Origin of the sequence: Paenibacillus amylolyticus (assembly GCF_003719335.1) — a bacterium.
GTDB lineage: Bacteria > Bacillota > Bacilli > Paenibacillales > Paenibacillaceae > Paenibacillus > Paenibacillus amylolyticus_D.
The window spans coordinates 212,555-231,384 of sequence record NZ_RIAS01000010.1 but is presented as its reverse complement, the minus strand read 5'-3'; the positions used below and the strand labels follow the sequence as shown (position 1 = coordinate 231,384).

Below are 18,830 nucleotides of genomic sequence, written 5' to 3'. Positions count from 1 at the left end.
AATCCCTCTTTTCTATCGATGTCATCTAATTCACATACCGTTATTTTAATACTTAATCCTATTGTTATATACCTTAAACGGCTCACGCCATCTTAAACCGGATAAACCCACTTGTAAACTCGAATCTTCATTAGCGCTGCCAACGCGCCTCAGCCGAGCATTCCTATTTCATCCATGCATGATCAAGTTCTTCATCATTTTCTTACAGGTTTCTTGCCCTTCTCTAGCTCAGATCTGTTCTCTAATCCATTCTCCATCCACCTCTCTATTCATCCCTGCTTTGCCCCTCTTCTCTCATCCAAACTAATATCGCGTACGCCAAAAAAGCCGCACAGGCGGCTTCCACAGTTCTCCTTGATCATCTTATCCTGGCTGCTTATCTTGGTTGCTTACTCTTGTTCATCTTAACTTCGTTGCCTGTTCTGGCTGAATTACCCTGTTTTGAGTTAAAAAATGAACCGCCCTCGCCGCCCAGATTCGCTCTGCATACACCTCATGCTGCAGATCATCAATGATATGCATCTCAAGTTGCCTGCCTTTCGCCTCTACAGGCTCTTTCCGCTTCAATATCTCCCGATATAAGTGCTCCGTCTGTTCCACCGGACAGAGCTGATCATTCCGGCCGTGAACAAGCTGTAGATCCACTTCACACAATGCAGACGCATAGGTTAAAGGACTTCTATCCCGCAGTGCGGATTTATCCTGTAACAGTTCTCCAATTTCCGTTTGCAAAAATGATCTTAGCTTCGCACCACCACCGGCGTACAAGCTGCTCAAATCTGTAAACGGTGCACAAGCCACGACGTTGCTCCACAGCTCCGGCTTTCTGCCCGCAGCTAACAGCGCTAGGTAAGCTCCATAACTGACGCCGTACAGTGAAACTGCCGAATAGGAACCTAGAACCTGCTCTCGGATCAACCGAATAACGTCCGCATCCACACCGCCCCAATCATCCTGAATACGTTGCTTGTAATCAGAACCGAATCCTGAACTGCCTGGATAATTCAGCCCGATCACCCTCACTCCAGCCTCATATAAACGTGCAATAACCGGACTGTAACTATCCAGAAGGCAATTATGTGGCCCACCGTGCAGATAGATGACTGCCTGTTCTTTACCTTCCGGATGGATATCCATATAAGGAATGAACGCGTTCCCGTAACGCATGTGTTTGTACTTGGTCTCTGGTTGCTTTACAAGATTACTTATAGGCCCATCTCCATGCTTGACAGAAAGTGGAGTAATGTGACCAAACGATTCAGATATTCTACATCTTGCGGGCACCGGGGCGGTCGTAATGGACTCGTATTTTCCAATAAGGTTTTGTTTGTCCCTGCTGTGAACCGCTTGTGTTAACGTTCCCGGATAATCACACAGTTCAAATGTTTTTTCTCCATCCAGCGTGTACTGAATGTATTGCCACTTACCACGCAATATTCCCTCGCATAAGATATGCTGTTGATCCACATCCAGCTGGATACGAATCAGCTCAGAGAACGGCTCACTGTGCTCCAGACTGCCATGAACAACACGCTCCTGAACGCTCATCCAGCCAGGACAAAAACCATCTTCCATCGGAATGCAGACAGCAATCCGATCACCCTGCTTGTCCATCACCGGATAAGCATACTCCTGATAAGGAATTTCCCGAGATGATCCGTTAGCTTTCCCGTAAAAATAAACTCTGCCGGCTCCACCCACATTAACACCAATCTCTCGCTCAGTCTTGGCCCAGAACACAAATTGCAGGTTATCCAGTTCCGGAGTAACCCACTCGGCTTTTTCTTGTACAGGATCATACAGCCCGATCTGCACAGTCCCTGAACGATGCCTAACCGCAAAAAGTAGCTGGAGTTGTCCATCTTGCCAGGCAAGCTGCATCACCGGAAACGGTAATTTTAGAGAGAGCGTTTGAATCACTCTTATGTGCTCCCGTTCTTTTTGGAATACATGAATCCATCTCTCCGTCTTCTCCTTGGTAATCGCCGCCACTTGACCTGTACCGATAAATAGAACATGCTGTACAGTCTGGCCCAATCCTATCCAATGATCGGAAAGACAATGCTTGGCTTGGACATCGCCAGCATCGTCAAGCTCACACCATTCGCATGTTTGGTCGTCATAACACAGGATCATGCTCGTCCGCTCCCGGTTCACACTCATTCGGTTCAGGAATGGATCGCCCAACCGGATTCCCTCCCCTCATGCCAATGCTTGAATTGCTCCCAGGAATCGAGCTGTATTTCCAACTTGAGCGTAAGCTGATGATGTGTGGCCGCTGCTGCGGCGCTCTCTGTTCCCAAACTACTTAACGCTTGCCGGATCAAACGGATTTGCTGCAGATTGGATGCTGGCAATCCCGCAATCAGAAGACGATACACCTCCGCTGCACGTTCCTCTTCCCCTTGCTGGATCAGCACCCCAGCCAATTCAATGGAACGTTGCAGCAATTTGGAAGGAATTGAACCTGTCTTCATCCTTAGCACCTGAATCAACATCTTGTATTCTAACTCCTGTTCGCCGAGTTGTTGATATACCGACATTTTTAATTGAAGTATATGCCCGAGCCAACCCGAGTACACACCTGTGCAGAGCTTTTCGGCAGCTATTAGTGTCGTTTCCGCATCCATGAGAAGTCCTGCCCGGATTTGCAGCCCAGCAATGTTCAGAGCCGTTTGAATCTGAAAAACATGCCGATCCGGCCCTGGGGGGAGTTCACGAATACGCATACCAGCCCGCTTCTCCAGTTCAATTGCACGTGAGATATGGCCTTCCTGCATCTCAATTAATGCTTCACCATTATCTAGTGCCGCCTCTTTTCCAATGCGATAGACTTCGTTTAATTCTTCATGCTCCAGAACGGCCCGGGCATTGGCATAACATTCTCTTGCCGCGGCATAATCATCCCCAGTTTTGGTTAATAGCTGACCCAGTTCAAACCACAGAATGGCCTGCTGCGCGGCCGATAATTGTTGGAATATGGCATTTTGACTAAAAAAGCGAAAACAAGCCCTGTACCGCAGGCGATTATCCGATTTGCACAACAAAACCCAAGCCAGCCTGTTATAGAGAGCCAGTGCTTTACGATGTGCTTTATGTTGAAGTTTGCCTTGGGTTTGATCTTGGGTTTGATCTTGGGTTTGATCTTGGGTTTCACTTCGGACTTCCTCCGTACTTCGCACTGTCGTTTGCGTTTCCCCTTGGCTGTCCTCTTCTTCGGCCTCATCGTGTCTACCAGCCATTCGCAGCTGTTCATTTAACAAAAGCCGGGTCTGTTCCGGCGTATCTCTCACCAGTGAAACAGCCAGCCTCGAGACATGTCGGGGAAGGTTAACTCTCACGGGATATTGGTGAAAAAATAACAATACGCTTACGTCCTTTAGTTTCTGACGATAGAGCAGATGATGAATGGCTCCAAGGTCTGCAGGGTGCAGACCAGAGACCACCTCGACCAAAATCCATTTCCGTGGTCCCGGTGCCCAGCCGGCTCGATGAAATCGGAGCAATGCATTTTTGCACGCCACCAGATCATCAATCGGGTGAACCGGGTTCAACTGATAAATGAGTGGCAGCGTGTGATACGCATCATCAAGCAGAAGGTGAAGCGCCTGATCCTGCCAATGCATACTTAACTTTTGAAGTTCATGCTGCACGAGATCCGAACGTCCCTCAACCACAAATAACCCTGGTTCATGGCTCGCACGAAACCATTTACTTCTCAGATCATGATAGTCCGTACTTTCCAGCAAAACAGGTTTCATGAGGACTCCCCCTCTTTCCTGATCCGGCATACATGTATTAGTTCAGGCACCTGCTGTAATGGCAATGCACTCATCAAGCGATAGCTGCCCTGATTGTTTGCATCAAGAGAAGCTTTGATCTGCAGTTCCGGGTCGGAACTGCACTGATGGAGAGCATAGGCAACAAGCCACCGTGCCCAGCCCTTGCGTTTTGCCGCAGGGATGGTGAATATATGTGACAGAAGGATGCTACCGAACTCATCACTTAACAGACAGCCTCCGATCTTCGTTCCTTCCAGTTCCACAAGTCCCGATCCGTCCAGTAAACGCCCATACACCCCCTCATAGATATCCTCCACTGCCTTGCGAGCAGCTTGGATTCCGGGGCAGGTTAAATCACTGGTATCAAGCAAATGAGCCATAGCTTCCGCTTGACCATCAGCGGGTTGCCACCTTCCAGCCTGATCCGGCATTACCGGAACAGAAATGTGCTTCCGTTTACCGTAAAACCGGTATCGTTGAGCCAGCACATCTGCCTTATACCCGAGCCTTTCCCATGGAAACGAGGCAGGTGCAGTTACATATATAGAGGAGTAAGACAACTTGTCCAATAAGGTTGTGATCTGTCCTTCCCAATATGCATGAGATGAAGCTTCGCTCCACAGATCCATCATATATTGACCTTCCCCATGATCTATTACCAGAATGGAAGAAATCGCTTCTCTTTTGCCAGGCTCACTTGCGTAGTATCGATCCCCGACCTTTCCGGATTCATGCTGACATTGGGGCAGGATATCAGCTATGGATGTTTGCATCATATACCTGTACCTCCCTGGTCTGGTCGAAGCCTGAATGTACCAGCGGTTCAAAAGAGACCGCAGGATAAAATCGACGAAGCAGAAAAGAGTAAATCCCCATGTATCCTGTCATATAGTCCGGAGAGAAGGATTCCATATCCTCCAGTGGCCACATCCACAAGTCTTCCTGCTCATCACTGCGAAGCACGTATAGACTCTGTGTATACTCTTTCAATTTTCCTTCATATCTGCCAGGAAAACTCCGATTGGCCATGATCAAAAAGTCTCCATTACCTGCAATCCCATGACACTGGCCGAAAGAAGCAAATATGGTCGACTGGGCGACTGCATCTGCGGCCTGCTGACCAAGTCTGTAACATACCGGATCTTGCAGAACCTCGGCTGCAGTCAGTAAAAACCGACCTATACCCGCAGAACCATTACACCAATGAACCCAGAGAGCGTCCGGCTTTTCGAGGGAAGCAGGCCATAACCTTACCCCATTCTTTCCTTCGTGACTTGCACGTTCCAGCGTGTCCACAATGCGCTTCACTGCCGAATAATACTCGGCTTTCCCCGTTAGCTTCGCTAAGGCAAGCAAGAAATAACCGATTCCTGCAACGCCATGCGAGAACCCATACGAGTGGTGGCTTTTTTTATCCGACTTGTCCTTCACTTCCCATATGCTCATCCCGTCTTCTGTTCGCTTTTCTTGTTGTAAAATCATTTCACCGAGTTCATCAGCTCTCGTCAAAAGCTCGTTACAGTCCCCAAGATGATGTATCTCCAGCAGCATTAACCCCAAACCTGCTGCTCCATGACTGATATTGGTTTGAACCGGGTCATGTCTCGTCATCTCCAAGGCAAGATTTTCAGCAATGCGAAATAACGGTTTATCATCCAGCGCATCTGCTGTCTGTGCCAGCGCCCAAGGAACAGCACCATAACCGAAATACAGGCTCTCTGGCGTTTCTCCGGGAACATACGGCGTATGATTTAATATCCACTCCAATACTTCACGTGAATACTGATGATACTGTCTGTTCTGCGTGATCTGACCAAGTTGATGAAAACCGTAGGCCATGCCCGTCCATCCAAAGTTGAAATTGGCCGGGTGGAACATTTTGCTCATACTATTTTCGGGATATAGTTGGTGAGCATTGTTCAAATCAAGGGATTGATACAATTTGTTAGCCATAAGCTCGGCTTGATGAAGTACTTCTTCGTCCGTCATGCCTGCTTCATTCGTACGCGAAGATTGCTCGCTCCCTGTTAAATCGCCCTTCTCTTGCTCACACATACGTATTAGCTGTTCACGTATTTCAGATAAATCGTTATATCGTCCAGACATGATCTCGATCCCCAGACTCCCCAGCCCAAGTAGCTGTCTATCATTGAGATTGTCCAAGTATGCTTGTCCAGCAGACAGATGAGACTGTCTGTATTTCAGATAAGGGTCCATGGAGGTTGCCATGTAATAATAAACGGCTCCCAGCGCGTAGAGATCATCGGAGTATTCCGATCGCTGACTGTGCTCTCTTCCTCGAAGCACATAACCAGGCGTGTGCCCTGTTAATGGTTTTACCTGACTTTTGTTATCTTTCACATAGGCTAACTCCAGATCGATCAACCGCACACTTCCGTCAAGCAACACCACAATGTTGTTCGGCGTGAGATCGTTGATGACAATACCTCTAGCGTGAAACTCGTGCACAATATCCAGAATATCTGAGCCGATTCGGTAAAATTCTGCCTCATTGCCATCGGCAGCTACATGTCTGCGGTGGATGTACTCGCGCAAGCTGATGCTCTCGAAGTATTCCAGAATCAGATATCGATTCCGTTCTGCGCTGAACAGATCGATTGGCCGCGGAGTATACCCTGTATCCTTCATCAGATCTAGCACATGATACTCGTTATCCAGATAATCATGGGCAGAACGTCCGGCACCATCCACACGCATGAGATGAACCGCTTCTTTCATAACAGCCTGCTCATGCCGGGACGTGGAGACAAGAAATACGCCTCCTTTACCTGACTTTTTGAGCACCCGCCTCACACGGATTTTACGTATTCCAAATTCATTGTTACTAGAATTATTCGGATTGTTTACTGCCTCATTTTCTTGCTTCCATCCGGTCTGTATGCTCACCAGTTCTTCCGGCTCATCTATCCACTCGGGTTTGTATCTGCCAGGTGTTCTTCGATCTTCCTCCAGTTTACCTTCCGGGTTCTGGATGGCATATACCTTAGCGCCAGAGTAACGATCATAATAGAATCGGTCTACAAAAGCCCCGTAGCGATAAAATACACATGAACTTCCCCGGTAAGCCCGATCTGTAGGGATCGCGGGGCCTTTAAGATCACCCGTACATGCATACATCTCCTCAAGCAATTGTATAAATTGTTCATCACTGCGTGCATAAATCGTCATACACTTCCCGGTTTGGGGCAGCGGTGTAGAACCATTGGATGCTTCAATTAACTTCAGCCCGCTGTTTACGACTTTCCACATTACACCATACGTTGTCAGAATCGGTGTAATCCTTCGTAGCAATTCAGCTCCCTCCACAGGGATAACCGATAAATGAATTTTCCAGCCCTGTGCCGGAAGTGTTAATTGTCCCGGTTTAAAACAAATCCAATGGCCGTCATTCGACCATTGGATGGAGTCGGGGAGATCCCGGATTATATGTTGCAAAGCGTTCTCATAGGCGTCCTTCTTTTCAGTCAGGCTTGCTGATTTCAATGAGAATCACTCCTTTTTGAAGTAGAGTAAGAGGGGGAGGTACAATTATTTTAGTTTAGTAATGCGAAATCAAAGACTTATCTTAAAGAATCATTCAGTGGTTCGAGACGATGAAGAGTTCTAAGCCTCTACAACGATTGTTTGTGAGCTTGTCCAGCTGCACACTGTACACAAGCTAGTTTCTTCGAACATGTTGTTATCCTCTTCAACCTCCAGAGCCATCAAATCCTGTACAGATAAAATTTCCTTGTTTTCCATGATAAATTACCTCCCATTTGTCTCCCCCTCTTAATAAACCAAATTCTACATAAAATTTTAAATTCCTTCTTTTTAATTGAATTTTTTTACAAAAATTATTTACGTAATCCATATATAGTTGTAATACCTGTCATAACCTTTGTTTTTTCCTCAAAAAAAGGAATGATCTAACATCAAATTTCAGACGGAATCGAGGATTTTCTGTGTGAGGTATGTCCTGCTCGATCTTCTCGAAAAGGTCTGACGAACAGACTAGCTGTGCCCATAAAAATAACAAATATGCCGATTCCCATGTACACCCAGGATGGACTATAGGCTTCAATTAACCATCCTCCGAGTAACAAGCCGAGCGGATTGCTCACCCCACTCATAAGTACCCCCATACTATTCATGACACGTCCTCTTTTTTCTTCCGGTGTAGATAACAGAATGGAAGTGACTAACGGTACATTTACAAGAGCAAGCCCCAGCATTAACAGGAAAGAGCAAGCAATGGCAAAGTACAAGTTAGGAACCATCGGCATCAACAGCAAGCTTGCGCCAGAGATCAGATAACTGATTAAGAACCAGTGGGCTAGTGACAGACGTTTGGCATACTTTCCACTGAGCAAAGAACCAACGATACTGCCAGCGGCAAAAGCAGATTGAAGCAACCCATATCCTTGTGGCCCGGCTTCAAGCACCATATTGGCAAAAATCGGCGTGAAGATATGTAGCGGGGCTCCTGCAAAATTGATAATGGCACCAAAGATAATACAGCATGCCAAAACTTTGTTCGAAAATAAAAAGGTGATGCCCTGCATGCTGTCTCTGACAAAACCTGAAAATCCTTTTTGTTTGACCACTTTGGTCGCAGGGATACGAATAAAGGCAATAGCAAGTGCGGATAACAGAAAAGTGATCGCATAGATGAACAGGATCGACTGTACGGAGATGAAGGCAATTAAAATTCCTCCCAAGGCATAACCGAGCAGTTCTATCGTTTTGGAGGAAGAGTTCAATAGGGCATTGGCTGGAGCGAGTTGCTCTGCCGGTTTGGGCAGAATCGCCGGAATGACCGTCTGAGTGGCAGGGTTGAACATGAAACCGAGAATCGCAATGAGCAGATTGGCCGCATAGATATGCCACGGAAGCATGCTGCCCGTCAGAAATAGAATCGCAAGGATACAAGCAATAACTGCTCTCCATATGTCGGTCCAGATCAGCAATTGTTTCTTTGGCAGACGGTCACTAATCGTTGCAAGCGGGATGCCCAGGAAGGCATAGATCAAATAGGGAAGCATCGGAATCAATGCCGCAGCAAGTGCGGATTCAGTTAACTGCAAGATGTACCACATCGTGGCCATGGAAAATAAAATCTGACCTGCACCGGAGACAAGCCTGCCCACGAGTAGCACTGTAAAGGAAGGTATTCGCAACACGGCAAGGTAGCCGTCTTCGCCAGTCTTATTCGTTGTTTTCTGGTTCATTTCCATCGCCTCCGATCGGAATCTCTCCACGTTCATCCGCTTGTTTTAATCGAGCAACCAGACCCGATTCTTGTATTCTGCGTTGCATTTTGGCTTTGACTTGTTCCAGTTCTGCCGTGTACTCCTGCATCTCGTGAAACAGCGTCTGGTGAGTGCGAATTCCTTCCCGAATCAGCATCGCAGTCGCATCCGAGCGGTTTTTGGCGAGTTCCAGAAACACCATTTGGTCGATCACATCAATCTCATCCTGACTTAATCGAACAGAAACCACCCCCTTGGTGCCTGAAAGATTTTTAGCGGCCTGCTCCATCGATCGCTCGACCATTTGATTGAACTGTATTTTTTGATTTTTGTTCAACATATTTCCTCCATTCTCATTGTGAATTGCTGGCATAGGTCACAAAAAGATCATTCGTTAGATTTGTATAACCTAGTTTAAGTAGTTGAACTTGTATTCAGAATTTATAATTTGTAATTCGTAAATCGTAAATTGTATTTATTTTACATTATCATGTAAAAATATGGTTGTAAAGCAAAAAACCTTTGGTTTCCCAAAGGTCTATGGTCGTTATTTTTATGACATCGGCTTTTTGTTGTTAGGTTCCGGTTAAAACTTTACTCTCCCTGTCTCCACCACATGCCTTCTGATTTCGGGCTCGTATATTCAAAACCAAATTGAGCATACAGACGATCCGCAGGCACATCGGCCAGCAGGCTGACCAACCCCCGCGCAGGCACGGCTTCACGCAAATAGTTCATAATTTCGATCATAATCAGTTTCCCGTATCCCTTCCCTTGAAGATCAGGATGCACTGCAATATCGACCACTTGAAAAAAACAACCACCATCCCCAATGACACGTCCCATCCCGATGAGAACATCAGCTTCTCGCAAACATACCGCAAATAAGCTGCGCGGCAGCCCAATCTCAGCCCCCTCCCGGCTCATCGGACTCAGTCCGGCAATCTGCCGCAATGCCAAATATTCAACCGCAGCCGGCGGTGCATGTTCAATTTTTACCTCATCCATCCAATGCTCCCCTTCCTGTTAGAATCTCTATAACCAGAATTAATTCTAAATCCTAGCTTTTAATTCCTTCATAACCTATGACATTTTTCTGATGACTTGACCTCATGCCAAGATTCGAATAACAACACTGGTGGAATATACGTTGGCATCATCCATTGATAGGACAAATCTTTCAGCAACTCACCCAGCCAAAATTGCCCTTGATCATCCAGCTTCATTTTCCATCGCCCGCTGATCATCGTTTTTCCCTGATCCACAAGTTCACGGGCATCCTCATAGGCATACTCTTTTCCTTTGTTTTGTTCTATCAATTCAAGTGCAGCATCATACAATCGTTGCTGCTCATCTTCCTTCTCTTGGGTAAATTCGGAGTCAAAAATTAGCGTAAAATCAAGCCCTTTAAACTTATGCTGATTCACTAATTCTTTAAATTCTTCTGTTACATAAATTTGGTGAGATGCGGTTTCCTTCAGCTTAAAAATCGCTGTCCCGTTTCGTATTTTAGATACATCGAAGAATATTTTATTGAACCTGGAGAAACGCCCCCTAGAGGTATACATCACATCCGAACGTTTCCAATCCACACAATCAAGGATAGTGACCACATTAACAGCGTATAGATCCAAGCTGTCATGCAACAATTCAAGAAACTCTACATGTGACTGTAACAAAGAAACCAATGCATCTCTTACTTCACCTGTCACAATGAGTTTTCCTAGCGTAAAATCCGGGAAGTCATGATAAACTCTTTTTTTTAACGTGACTACCTTAACTGGTTCCCAAAGCTCTTTTAACGGGCTACCATTAAAATCAGAATTAAGCAGGTGCTCTGAATTTTCTAAATTTATATCCATACTTTTCTGATGGCCACTCAGTTTGTAGACTTTCAGTATCCTCATCTTCTTTCTAACATTTCTATAGGGTAGGGGCATAGTAATAGGTTAATTTCACGTGCTTATTGTTCCAGAAGATCAGCCTCATGCCAGGATTCCAATAACAAGACTGGTGGAATGTACATTGGCATTATCCATTGATAGGACAAATCTCTCAGCAACTCACCCAGCCAAAATCTTCCCTGATCATCCAGCTTCATTTTCCATCGCCCGCTGATCATCGTTTTTCCCTGATCCACAAGTTCACGTGCATCCTCATAGGCATACTCTTTTCCTTTGTTTTGTTCTATCAATTCAAGTGCAGCATCATATATTCGCTGCTGCTCCGCTTCCATTTCCTCAGTAAAGTCAGCATCATACACTTGGGAAAAACTAAGTCCTTTGAATTTATGCTCCTCAACCCATTGTTTAAACTTTTCAGTAACAAAAACCTGTACACCTGGAGTTTCCTTAATCTTAAACATACACGTTCCATGAGGTATTTTGGCAGGATCAAATACAAGCTTGTTAAAACGGGCCCATGATCCGTCTTTAAATCTCCCAATCTCAGAACGGTTATAATCAACACAATCCAAAACATTAACGACATTGAGCATAAACAATTCTTCATTATCATTTGTTAAAGGTAGAAACTCCACTTCACCTTCTAATAATTGATCTTTGTCCATCGCCTCTTTCACTCTTTTTGAGATTATAGGCTTACCAATAACATAATCAGGAAAATCATTATACGTTCTTTTGTAGAGAGTTTCTAAATTTATACTGGTCCATTCCGTTAACTTAGATTCACCATGAAAATCACTATTAATTGGGTGATCATCATTATCGACTGCTGCTAATAATTTCGATTTTTGATCATTTGTAAATTTATAAACTTTTATATTGTCCACCTCGCTAATAAATTACCTAATCCCCAATTCTAATCTTCCTTCGAGTAACCCCTTACGCACACACTCAATTCTATAGGGTAGGAGCATAGAAATAGGTTAATTTCACATGTTCATTGTTCCAGAAGATTAGATTCATGCCAAGATTCCAATAACAACACTGGTGGAATATACGTTGGCATCATCCATTGATAGGACAAATCTTTCAGCAACTCACCCAGCCAAAATTGCCCTTGATCATCCAGCTTCATTTTCCATCGCCCGCTAATCATCGTTTTTCCCTGGTCCACAAGTTCACGGGCATCCTCATAGGCATACTCTTTTCCTTTGTTTTGTTCGATCGATTCAAGTGCTTGCTCATACAATCGTTGTTGTTCGTCTTCCTTCTCTTGGGTAAACTCGGAGTCATATACTACGTTGAAATTCAAACCTTTGAATTTATGTTCTTCCACCACTTGTTTGAATAGATCGGTAACGAACACCTCTACGGTGGCGGTCTCTTTTATTTTAAACATATATGTATCCGCTGGGATTTTAATAAAATCAAACACTATGTTATCAAACCCTGCCCATGATCCGTCTCTTTTCCTCCTTATATCGGAACGATTCCAATCCACGCAGTCCAATACATTTGTAACATTTATTACATATAATTCTAGTTCATTATGCTTTAAAGGGAGAATCTCTACTTCCTTGGAGATGTAGGATTCAAGCACAGTTTTAACGTTTCCATTTATAATTGGTTTCCCTATAATCAAGCTAGGAAAGTCACTATGTCTTTTTTTGTACAATGTTTTCACAGTAGTTGGAGTCCAGATTCCACCTTTTATATCCCCGCTAAATCTTGAAGCCAACTCGTGATCCCAATCTAAAATCTGCAACTCCATACAACTATCTTTATGTCTTAGTTCATATAACTTCAAAAAATCCCCTCCTCATTTTTTCTTGATCCAATGATTCAACTGCTTGAATTCATCTACTTCCTGTGTAATAGTGAGAGAAGGCTTGCGTAAAGCGTGTTCAGATACGTCAAGTTGGTTGTAAAGGAGGAAATATCGTGTTTCAACGTTGGTTGGATAACCTGTTATCACATCCCGATGCTACGTTTATACTGCTTGGTGTTGCTGCTTTGCTTCTGGCAACTTATCTATGGTCCGCCACAGAAATTCGGCGCAGCCATGAAAGGCATATGCAGAGGATACGAGATACATTATACATAAGCACAGGCCTTTTGGGACTACTTACCATTTGGGAACAACGAAAATATGAAGCTACCGCGCAGGAACATCATGAGTTGTTACAAGCGATGCAAGCCTGCAAAACGGCCTCATGCCTCTCCCCGCAGCTTCAGGATCAGATTCGTGACTGCGTTAAAAATGAAGATGCCGCCAGGCTTGCTCTGATGGGTAAAGCACTTGAACGGGAGTGCACTGCACTATCGGATGAACTCAGCCGAAATACATATTCGTTGCACTGGGGCCGTGTGATCTGGGCCATTCTCAGGCCTGCCGCCGAACCTGCTGCACTCGCAGCCACGGCACTTTTAATCGGAAACTTGTTCTACACAAAGCGTATCGCTAGTACGTCCGTAGATTCCTGGGATAACCTGTTGCCGTGGTTTCAGGCCATTTCCCTCATGCTTACGATACTATACGGTTATCTGCTTTGGTCCAGTCCAAAGCGTGGCACTTCAGGAGCACTGGTCAAATGGCTATCCCTCTTGATCGCACTCTGCTCTTTGCTTCATCTGATCGGACTTGCGGCGGCACCTTATGCCCTTGCTCTGCAGCTTATTCTGTTTGTTTCCGGATTCGGGTTAACCGGATCACGCTCCCGCAGTGAACGCCCATATGCCGGACACGCAGAAATAGATGAGAACAGTAGCTATAGCAGTATGGCTACACCAGGAAATGAGGCTGCAGTAGAGGATACTCACTCCCCTGTGACACCTCGCAGATCTGTATCGGCATCCGACTAGTTCACAGGCTCGAAGTGAAAAGCCCAGCCTCCATATGCACACAAAAATGGCTGTCCCTATGTCATCACGACGATAGGGACAGCCTGTTTATTTTCCGAATCAAGCATGTAACACAGGATTTTCTTAGGAAGAACGACTATTACCCTTTCGCACTCGCGTTTGATCCACGAACGGAACGGGCGGAGCTGCTTCTAGCCCCGGATTTGGAGGCGCTGCCTGAGGACGTATTTTCAAAACGCTTACGCTCGGTTCGCTCCATCTGCACAATTTGTCCCTCATGTACCACGATGTGCAAAGAACCAAATTCCATGTCATCCAGCTGCCCGGCAATTCGGTTTAACCATACCTCATCCACTTTTAACGGCTTAGCCACTTGAGCCGCCTCCTCTTCTCGGGTGATCACCCGTTATTAATCCTGTACGCACCTGTGTTTCAAAGGTTGAATTATAATTCATCCTTATCCAACCTATATACTTGGTTTATACAATATCAGGGCTTCCAGCAGCTGTCAATTGATATTTTGATGCAACACTATGCCTTTTCCGAAACAGCTTTATGACCAAGCCAGCTCTTGAGCAGCAACGTAGCTAAAGCCAAGATTAACAGTAGCGAAGCAACGGCAAATGAGGCGGAAAACTGATATTCGTTATACAAAATCTCTACGTGAAGCGGCAAGGTATTGGTTTCTCCACGAATGTGTCCGGATACAACCGACACTGCTCCAAACTCACCCATAGCACGTGCATTACACAGGATAATTCCGTAGAGAAGTCCCCATTTAATATTGGGTAGTGTCACGCTCCAGAAGATGCGCCACCCGGAGGCTCCAAGTGTTACAGCCGCTTCTTCTTCTCGCGTGCCTTGATCCTCCATCAGTGGAATCAACTCTCTCGCCACAAAAGGAAAGGTGATAAATAACGTCGCAATCACGATTCCCGGCAGTGCAAAAATGATTTTGATATCATGCTCGGCAAGCCAGGGGCCAAACCATCCGTTTGAGCCAAACACCAGTACAAAGATCAAACCGCCAACGACAGGCGAGATGGAAAAGGGAAGATCGATCAGTGTGATGAGCAATCCTTTACCTTTGAATTGGAACTTGGTGATGACCCAAGCCGCTGCCACGCCAAAGATCGTGTTGAGCGGAACGGTTATTGCGGCAACCAGCAACGTCAGCTTCAGTGCAGACCAGGCATCCGGTTCCGTCAGTGCAGCGATATAGACCCCCCAGCCTTGCTTCAACGCTTCCATAAGCACGATAAACAGCGGCAGGATCAGCAACCAGATCAGGACGAGACTCGCAAGTCCGATCAGCAGCCATTTTACCCAAGGCGCTTCTGTTGTGGCGCGATTTGTACTTCGGCTGGTTTTTACGGGTGAGACAGAACTAAGAGGGACAGAACCCGCCATACTTACACCTCCTTCGGTTTGGTGAGTGCGCCACGTTGTGGCAATGTAAATCCATCCGGGCCGCCACGAATGGGCAAGCCGCACGGACAGAATGTGAAGTGATCAGGCACTCTTCTGGCTCTCCTATTGCTCCGATCACACCCTCCCTGCCTTCCGACTCCAGCGTTGCAGGGAATTGATGATGAGCAGCAAGATAAACGAGATCAACAAAAGCAGCAAGGCTACGGCTGTAGCTCCTGCATAATCAAACTGCTCCAGCTTGGACATGATGAGCAGCGGCGCGATTTCCGTTTTCATCGGCATATTGCCTGAAATAAATACAACCGAACCATACTCACCTATGCCCCTCGCAAAAGCTAGCGCAAAACCCGTTAGCAGCGGTGGGATTAAATCCGGCAGCAAAACGGCACGGAATATCCGCCATCGCCCTGCCCCCAGCGTCGCCGCTGCTTCTTCCACCTCAGCTTCCAGCTCTTCCAGCACCGGCTGCACTGTACGCACGACAAAAGGGATGCCGATGAACATAAGTGCGAGTGTAATCCCCACTTGAGAGTATGCCAGCTTGATGCCGAGCGGTTCTACAAATTGTCCGATCCATCCATTTCCGGCATAGATCGCCGTCAGGGCCACCCCGGCTACGGCCGTGGGCAGCGCAAATGGAAGATCAATCACCGCATCGAACAATCTCTTACCAGGGAATTCATACCGAACCAGCACCCAGGCCAGGAGCAGGCCCAGAAACAAATCGATTAGCGCCGCCGCACCAGCTGTCAAGAAACTGACCCGGAACGAAGCCAGCACCCTAGGATTGGTAGCCACCTCCACCATCGTTGCCCAGGTTAATCCCGTGGAGTTAAATAACAGTGCCGTCAGCGGAATCAGCACCACCAGACTCAGGTATAACACGCTGTACCCCATCGTTAATCCGAATCCCGGCAGCGTCCGCCTTCCCCGGGCTGCGATAACCTTGCTCATGCCTATTCATCCTCTCTGCCGTCAGCCGGTCGGGCTGGTTGGCCGCGTACAGCCCAATGTGTGCTTTGACTGGTTTGCTTTGATTGGTTGTTTTGATCAGTTTGCTTTGATTGATCTCTTTTACTCGCTTTTGATGCTGTTGCCCCGTTATTCTTAGCTGCCCGGCACGTAGATTTGGTCGAAGATACCTCCATCATTAAAGTGTTTGGCTTGAGTATCCCGCCAAGTACCAAAGACATCTTTTAACGTAAACAGCTCCAGCTTCGGAAACTGATCTTTGAATTTCTCCTTTACGCTGTCCAGCGTAGGCCGGTAGTAATTTTCGGCAGCAATCGTCTGGCCTTCTTCGCTGTAAAGGTATTTGAGATAAGCATCCGCCACGTCGCGAGTGCCTTTTTTGTCTACATTTTTATCCACGATCGCTACAGGAGGTTCAGCCAAAATGCTGATCGAAGGCACAACAATGTCGAATTTATCCGGCCCAAGCTCCTTTACCGACAGGAATGCCTCGTTCTCCCAAGCCAGCAGAACATCGCCAATACCTCGTTCCACAAATGTTGTCGTTGCCCCGCGTGCCCCCGAATCCAGCACAGGCGCATGCTTGAACAACTCTGCCACGAACTGCTTTGCCTTCTCTTCATCGTTGTTGTTATGCTTCAGGGCGTAACCCCATGCCGCCAGATAGTTCCACCGCGCTCCGCCCGATGTCTTCGGGTTCGGTGTAATGACCTGGGTGTCTCCTTTGATTAGATCGTCCCAGTCCTTGATGCCTTTCGGATTGCCCTTGCGCACCAGGAACACAATTGTGGACGTGTACGGCGAGCTGTTATGCTCGTATTTGTCCTGCCAGCCTGCGTTAATCAGACCTTTATCCTCAATCGCATCGATATCGTAACCCAGTGCCAGTGTCACCACATCTGCGTCCAGACCGTCAATGACGGAACGGCTCTGTTTACCCGAACCTCCGTGAGATTGTTTAATGGTCACTTCCTGGCCTTTCTCTTTCAGCCAATGGGCGGCAAATGCTTTGTTATATTCTTCATAAAGTTCCCTTGTCGGGTCATAGGAGACATTGAGCAGTTCAACTGCTTTATTGCCTTCCTTATTCCCATCTGTCCCCGTTCCTGTTGCTGCACCTGCCGCACTTGACCCGCCGTTATCTGATCCGCAAGCCGCCAGCACCCCCGTTAACACCAATGCCAGCCCAATTAGAATTCCTTTGTGAACTCTCTTTTTCATCATCTTACACTCCCCCCGATATAAACTTGCATGATCAACTACAGGTCGGCAGAACAGCGGTACGCACCAGAAAAGGACAAAAAGACGGAGGAACCCCCTGCGCACTCTTCCCTTCATTAAGTCATACCGCACCCTAAAGTCGTGTATGCTTCATCGGTAAAATGCACTGTGGTGTTCCTCCGTCTATACGGTGAGAACGCTATGCTGTTCAAGTGCTTGCACTCATGTGTCTGTCATGACCCATTCCGCAAAACAATCAGTCATTTTTATTATTCCTACCTGTTTAGTAAGTTATATACGTATAATAAAGGCAGTCTATATGACTGTCAAACGTTTTTTCCGCTTTTTACCGAAATTTTGTACCATTGACAAAAAAGAGGACAATGAACGATAACGACTGAACCATTAAACAGATCAGCGCTGAGCCGGGGCCAGTAACCGTACTATTTTCACGACTGTTCAGCAAAATGATGAGTCAATCGCCACCGATTACCGGAACCAATCCAAAGAATAAATTTGTGGAAAATTAAAGCAACCTTTTGCACAAAAGGGTCGTCTATAGGAGCAAATCACTTTAAAACAAAGGGATATGAACTTCCTGGAAAAGCGAGGCGATACTGAAATGAAGAAAAATATTATAGCAGCCTTTACGGCAGGAGCCCTACTTACCCTCTCCTTAAGTGCGGGCCCTCTCCATGCTGCGCCGTCAAAATTTACGGATATTCAAGGTATTCCGGGTGCAGACAAAATCGAATCTCTCCATCAGGATGGATTAATCAAAGGGGTTAGCGATAACTTGTTCAAGCCAGAAGAACAGCTGAGTACCGCGCAAGGCGTTCAATTGATCGTAGACGGGCTGGACTTAAACCTGAACGCTATTCGTTTTATTAAAATGCCTGTGCCTAGTGATTATTTCTCTGATGTAAAAGACGGCGTCTGGTACAGCGATGCTTTCATCCGCGCACAATACAACAGCATTAAGCTACCGCAAAATATTGATCCATCCAAACCGCTCACTCGCGAGCAGTACACCCTGTTCCTCATGCAAGCGATTGAGGCCAAAGGTGGTCTGCCTATGATCAAAATACAGCCCGTAGACATTGCGGACGAGAATGAGCTTACACCAGAGTACCAAGGTGCCGTACAGCGTTCTCTGGTGCTGAAGATCAGCGCACTTGATGCGAACGGACAGTTCCATCCGAAACAAGCCATTACTCGCGCTGAGGCTGCCGTGATGATGTACAATGCCATTCAGCACATGGAATCCTTCTTCACACCGCAAATCCCGGAAACACCGGAGAAGTAAAAGGTATCTCGGGGCAAAAGAATAGAATTGCAAACCCCGCATCTTTTCTTCTTTGGAAAGTGCGGGGTTTTGTGTACAGCCTGAGTGTAAGTCTGCGCCT

At 46.4% G+C, this 18,830-nt stretch carries 17 protein-coding genes; 2 read left to right on the top strand and 15 right to left on the bottom strand.

The features are described from left to right. Positions 1 to 399: 399 nt before the first annotated feature. The 11 genes from EC604_RS18740 to EC604_RS18695 all read right to left on the bottom strand — a co-directional run bounded on the left by EC604_RS18740 (position 400) and on the right by EC604_RS18695 (position 12,745). Positions 400 to 2,187 carry an alpha/beta hydrolase family protein gene (locus tag EC604_RS18740; RefSeq protein WP_123065597.1) on the bottom strand — a complete coding sequence of 596 codons (1,788 nt, stop codon included), beginning with the start codon at positions 2,185 to 2,187 and terminating at the stop codon, positions 400 to 402. Beyond that, on the bottom strand, positions 2,169 to 3,761 hold the full coding sequence (locus EC604_RS18735; protein ID WP_123065596.1) for a hypothetical protein: 1,593 nt from the start codon (positions 3,759 to 3,761) through the stop codon (positions 2,169 to 2,171). The genes EC604_RS18740 and EC604_RS18735 overlap by 19 nt, the downstream gene beginning before the upstream one ends. Further along, on the bottom strand, positions 3,758 to 4,558 hold the full coding sequence (locus tag EC604_RS18730; RefSeq protein WP_123065595.1) for a hypothetical protein: 801 nt from the start codon (positions 4,556 to 4,558) through the stop codon (positions 3,758 to 3,760). The genes EC604_RS18735 and EC604_RS18730 overlap by 4 nt, the downstream gene beginning before the upstream one ends. Continuing rightward, positions 4,536 to 7,286, bottom strand: a complete 2,751-nt coding sequence (locus EC604_RS18725) for a lanthionine synthetase LanC family protein (RefSeq protein WP_123065594.1) — start codon at positions 7,284 to 7,286, stop codon at positions 4,536 to 4,538. The genes EC604_RS18730 and EC604_RS18725 overlap by 23 nt, the downstream gene beginning before the upstream one ends. Before the next feature lie 120 nt (positions 7,287 to 7,406). Continuing rightward, complete coding sequence (locus EC604_RS29950; RefSeq protein ID WP_161556981.1) at positions 7,407 to 7,544, bottom strand: hypothetical protein; 138 nt, start codon at positions 7,542 to 7,544, stop codon at positions 7,407 to 7,409. A 173-nt stretch (positions 7,545 to 7,717) separates the two neighbouring features. Continuing rightward, complete coding sequence (locus tag EC604_RS18720; RefSeq protein WP_161556980.1) at positions 7,718 to 9,013, bottom strand: MFS transporter; 1,296 nt, start codon at positions 9,011 to 9,013, stop codon at positions 7,718 to 7,720. Continuing rightward, the gene (locus tag EC604_RS18715; protein ID WP_151458099.1) at positions 8,991 to 9,371 is read right to left on the bottom strand and encodes a hypothetical protein; all 381 of its coding nucleotides are present in this window, start codon (positions 9,369 to 9,371) and stop codon (positions 8,991 to 8,993) included. The genes EC604_RS18720 and EC604_RS18715 overlap by 23 nt, the downstream gene beginning before the upstream one ends. 257 nt (positions 9,372 to 9,628) lie before the next feature. Then, positions 9,629 to 10,042 carry a GNAT family N-acetyltransferase gene (locus EC604_RS18710; RefSeq protein ID WP_123065591.1) on the bottom strand — a complete coding sequence of 138 codons (414 nt, stop codon included), beginning with the start codon at positions 10,040 to 10,042 and terminating at the stop codon, positions 9,629 to 9,631. A 68-nt stretch (positions 10,043 to 10,110) separates the two neighbouring features. Beyond that, a complete protein-coding gene (locus EC604_RS18705; protein WP_151458098.1) occupies positions 10,111 to 10,896 on the bottom strand; it encodes an imm11 family protein in 786 nt (261 codons plus the stop codon). 101 nt (positions 10,897 to 10,997) lie between these two features. Continuing rightward, positions 10,998 to 11,825 carry an imm11 family protein gene (locus tag EC604_RS18700; RefSeq protein ID WP_123065589.1) on the bottom strand — a complete coding sequence of 276 codons (828 nt, stop codon included), beginning with the start codon at positions 11,823 to 11,825 and terminating at the stop codon, positions 10,998 to 11,000. Between the two features lie 110 nt (positions 11,826 to 11,935). Then, a complete protein-coding gene (locus EC604_RS18695; RefSeq protein WP_123065588.1) occupies positions 11,936 to 12,745 on the bottom strand; it encodes an imm11 family protein in 810 nt (269 codons plus the stop codon). A gap of 134 nt (positions 12,746 to 12,879) precedes the next feature. On the opposite strand from EC604_RS18695, the gene EC604_RS18690 reads away from it, so the two are divergent. Next, a complete protein-coding gene (locus EC604_RS18690; RefSeq protein ID WP_123065587.1) occupies positions 12,880 to 13,800 on the top strand; it encodes a hypothetical protein in 921 nt (306 codons plus the stop codon). 139 nt (positions 13,801 to 13,939) lie between these two features. Here the strand turns inward: EC604_RS18690 and EC604_RS18685 are convergent, their stop codons facing one another. The 4 genes from EC604_RS18685 to EC604_RS18670 all read right to left on the bottom strand — a co-directional run bounded on the left by EC604_RS18685 (position 13,940) and on the right by EC604_RS18670 (position 17,424). Continuing rightward, the gene (locus tag EC604_RS18685; RefSeq protein WP_123065586.1) at positions 13,940 to 14,173 is read right to left on the bottom strand and encodes a YezD family protein; all 234 of its coding nucleotides are present in this window, start codon (positions 14,171 to 14,173) and stop codon (positions 13,940 to 13,942) included. Between the two features lie 158 nt (positions 14,174 to 14,331). Continuing rightward, positions 14,332 to 15,210 carry a sulfate ABC transporter permease subunit CysW gene (cysW, locus tag EC604_RS18680; RefSeq protein WP_123065585.1) on the bottom strand — a complete coding sequence of 293 codons (879 nt, stop codon included), beginning with the start codon at positions 15,208 to 15,210 and terminating at the stop codon, positions 14,332 to 14,334. Between the two features lie 135 nt (positions 15,211 to 15,345). Beyond that, positions 15,346 to 16,185: a sulfate ABC transporter permease subunit CysT gene (gene cysT, locus EC604_RS18675; protein ID WP_090918690.1), complete on the bottom strand. Its 840-nt coding sequence runs from the start codon at positions 16,183 to 16,185 to the stop codon at positions 15,346 to 15,348. A gap of 153 nt (positions 16,186 to 16,338) precedes the next feature. Beyond that, positions 16,339 to 17,424 carry a sulfate ABC transporter substrate-binding protein gene (locus tag EC604_RS18670; protein ID WP_123065651.1) on the bottom strand — a complete coding sequence of 362 codons (1,086 nt, stop codon included), beginning with the start codon at positions 17,422 to 17,424 and terminating at the stop codon, positions 16,339 to 16,341. Positions 17,425 to 18,046: 622 nt separating this feature from the next. Between EC604_RS18670 and EC604_RS18665 the strand changes: the two genes are divergently transcribed. Beyond that, complete coding sequence (locus EC604_RS18665; protein ID WP_123065650.1) at positions 18,047 to 18,730, top strand: S-layer homology domain-containing protein; 684 nt, start codon at positions 18,047 to 18,049, stop codon at positions 18,728 to 18,730. Positions 18,731 to 18,830 lie beyond the last annotated feature (100 nt).

Coding starts and splice junctions, on each gene's coding strand:
- EC604_RS18705 (WP_151458098.1), bottom strand. CDS start 10,896: ATGGATATAAATTTAGAAAATTCAGAGCACCTGCTTAATTCTGATTTT.
- EC604_RS29950 (WP_161556981.1), bottom strand. CDS start 7,544: ATGGAAAACAAGGAAATTTTATCTGTACAGGATTTGATGGCTCTGGAG.
- cysW (WP_123065585.1), bottom strand. CDS start 15,210: ATGGCGGGTTCTGTCCCTCTTAGTTCTGTCTCACCCGTAAAAACCAGC.
- EC604_RS18710 (WP_123065591.1), bottom strand. CDS start 10,042: ATGGATGAGGTAAAAATTGAACATGCACCGCCGGCTGCGGTTGAATAT.
- EC604_RS18665 (WP_123065650.1), top strand. CDS start 18,047: ATGAAGAAAAATATTATAGCAGCCTTTACGGCAGGAGCCCTACTTACC.
- EC604_RS18720 (WP_161556980.1), bottom strand. CDS start 9,013: ATGAACCAGAAAACAACGAATAAGACTGGCGAAGACGGCTACCTTGCC.
- EC604_RS18730 (WP_123065595.1), bottom strand. CDS start 4,558: ATGATGCAAACATCCATAGCTGATATCCTGCCCCAATGTCAGCATGAA.
- EC604_RS18735 (WP_123065596.1), bottom strand. CDS start 3,761: ATGAAACCTGTTTTGCTGGAAAGTACGGACTATCATGATCTGAGAAGT.
- EC604_RS18670 (WP_123065651.1), bottom strand. CDS start 17,424: ATGAAAAAGAGAGTTCACAAAGGAATTCTAATTGGGCTGGCATTGGTG.
- cysT (WP_090918690.1), bottom strand. CDS start 16,185: ATGAGCAAGGTTATCGCAGCCCGGGGAAGGCGGACGCTGCCGGGATTC.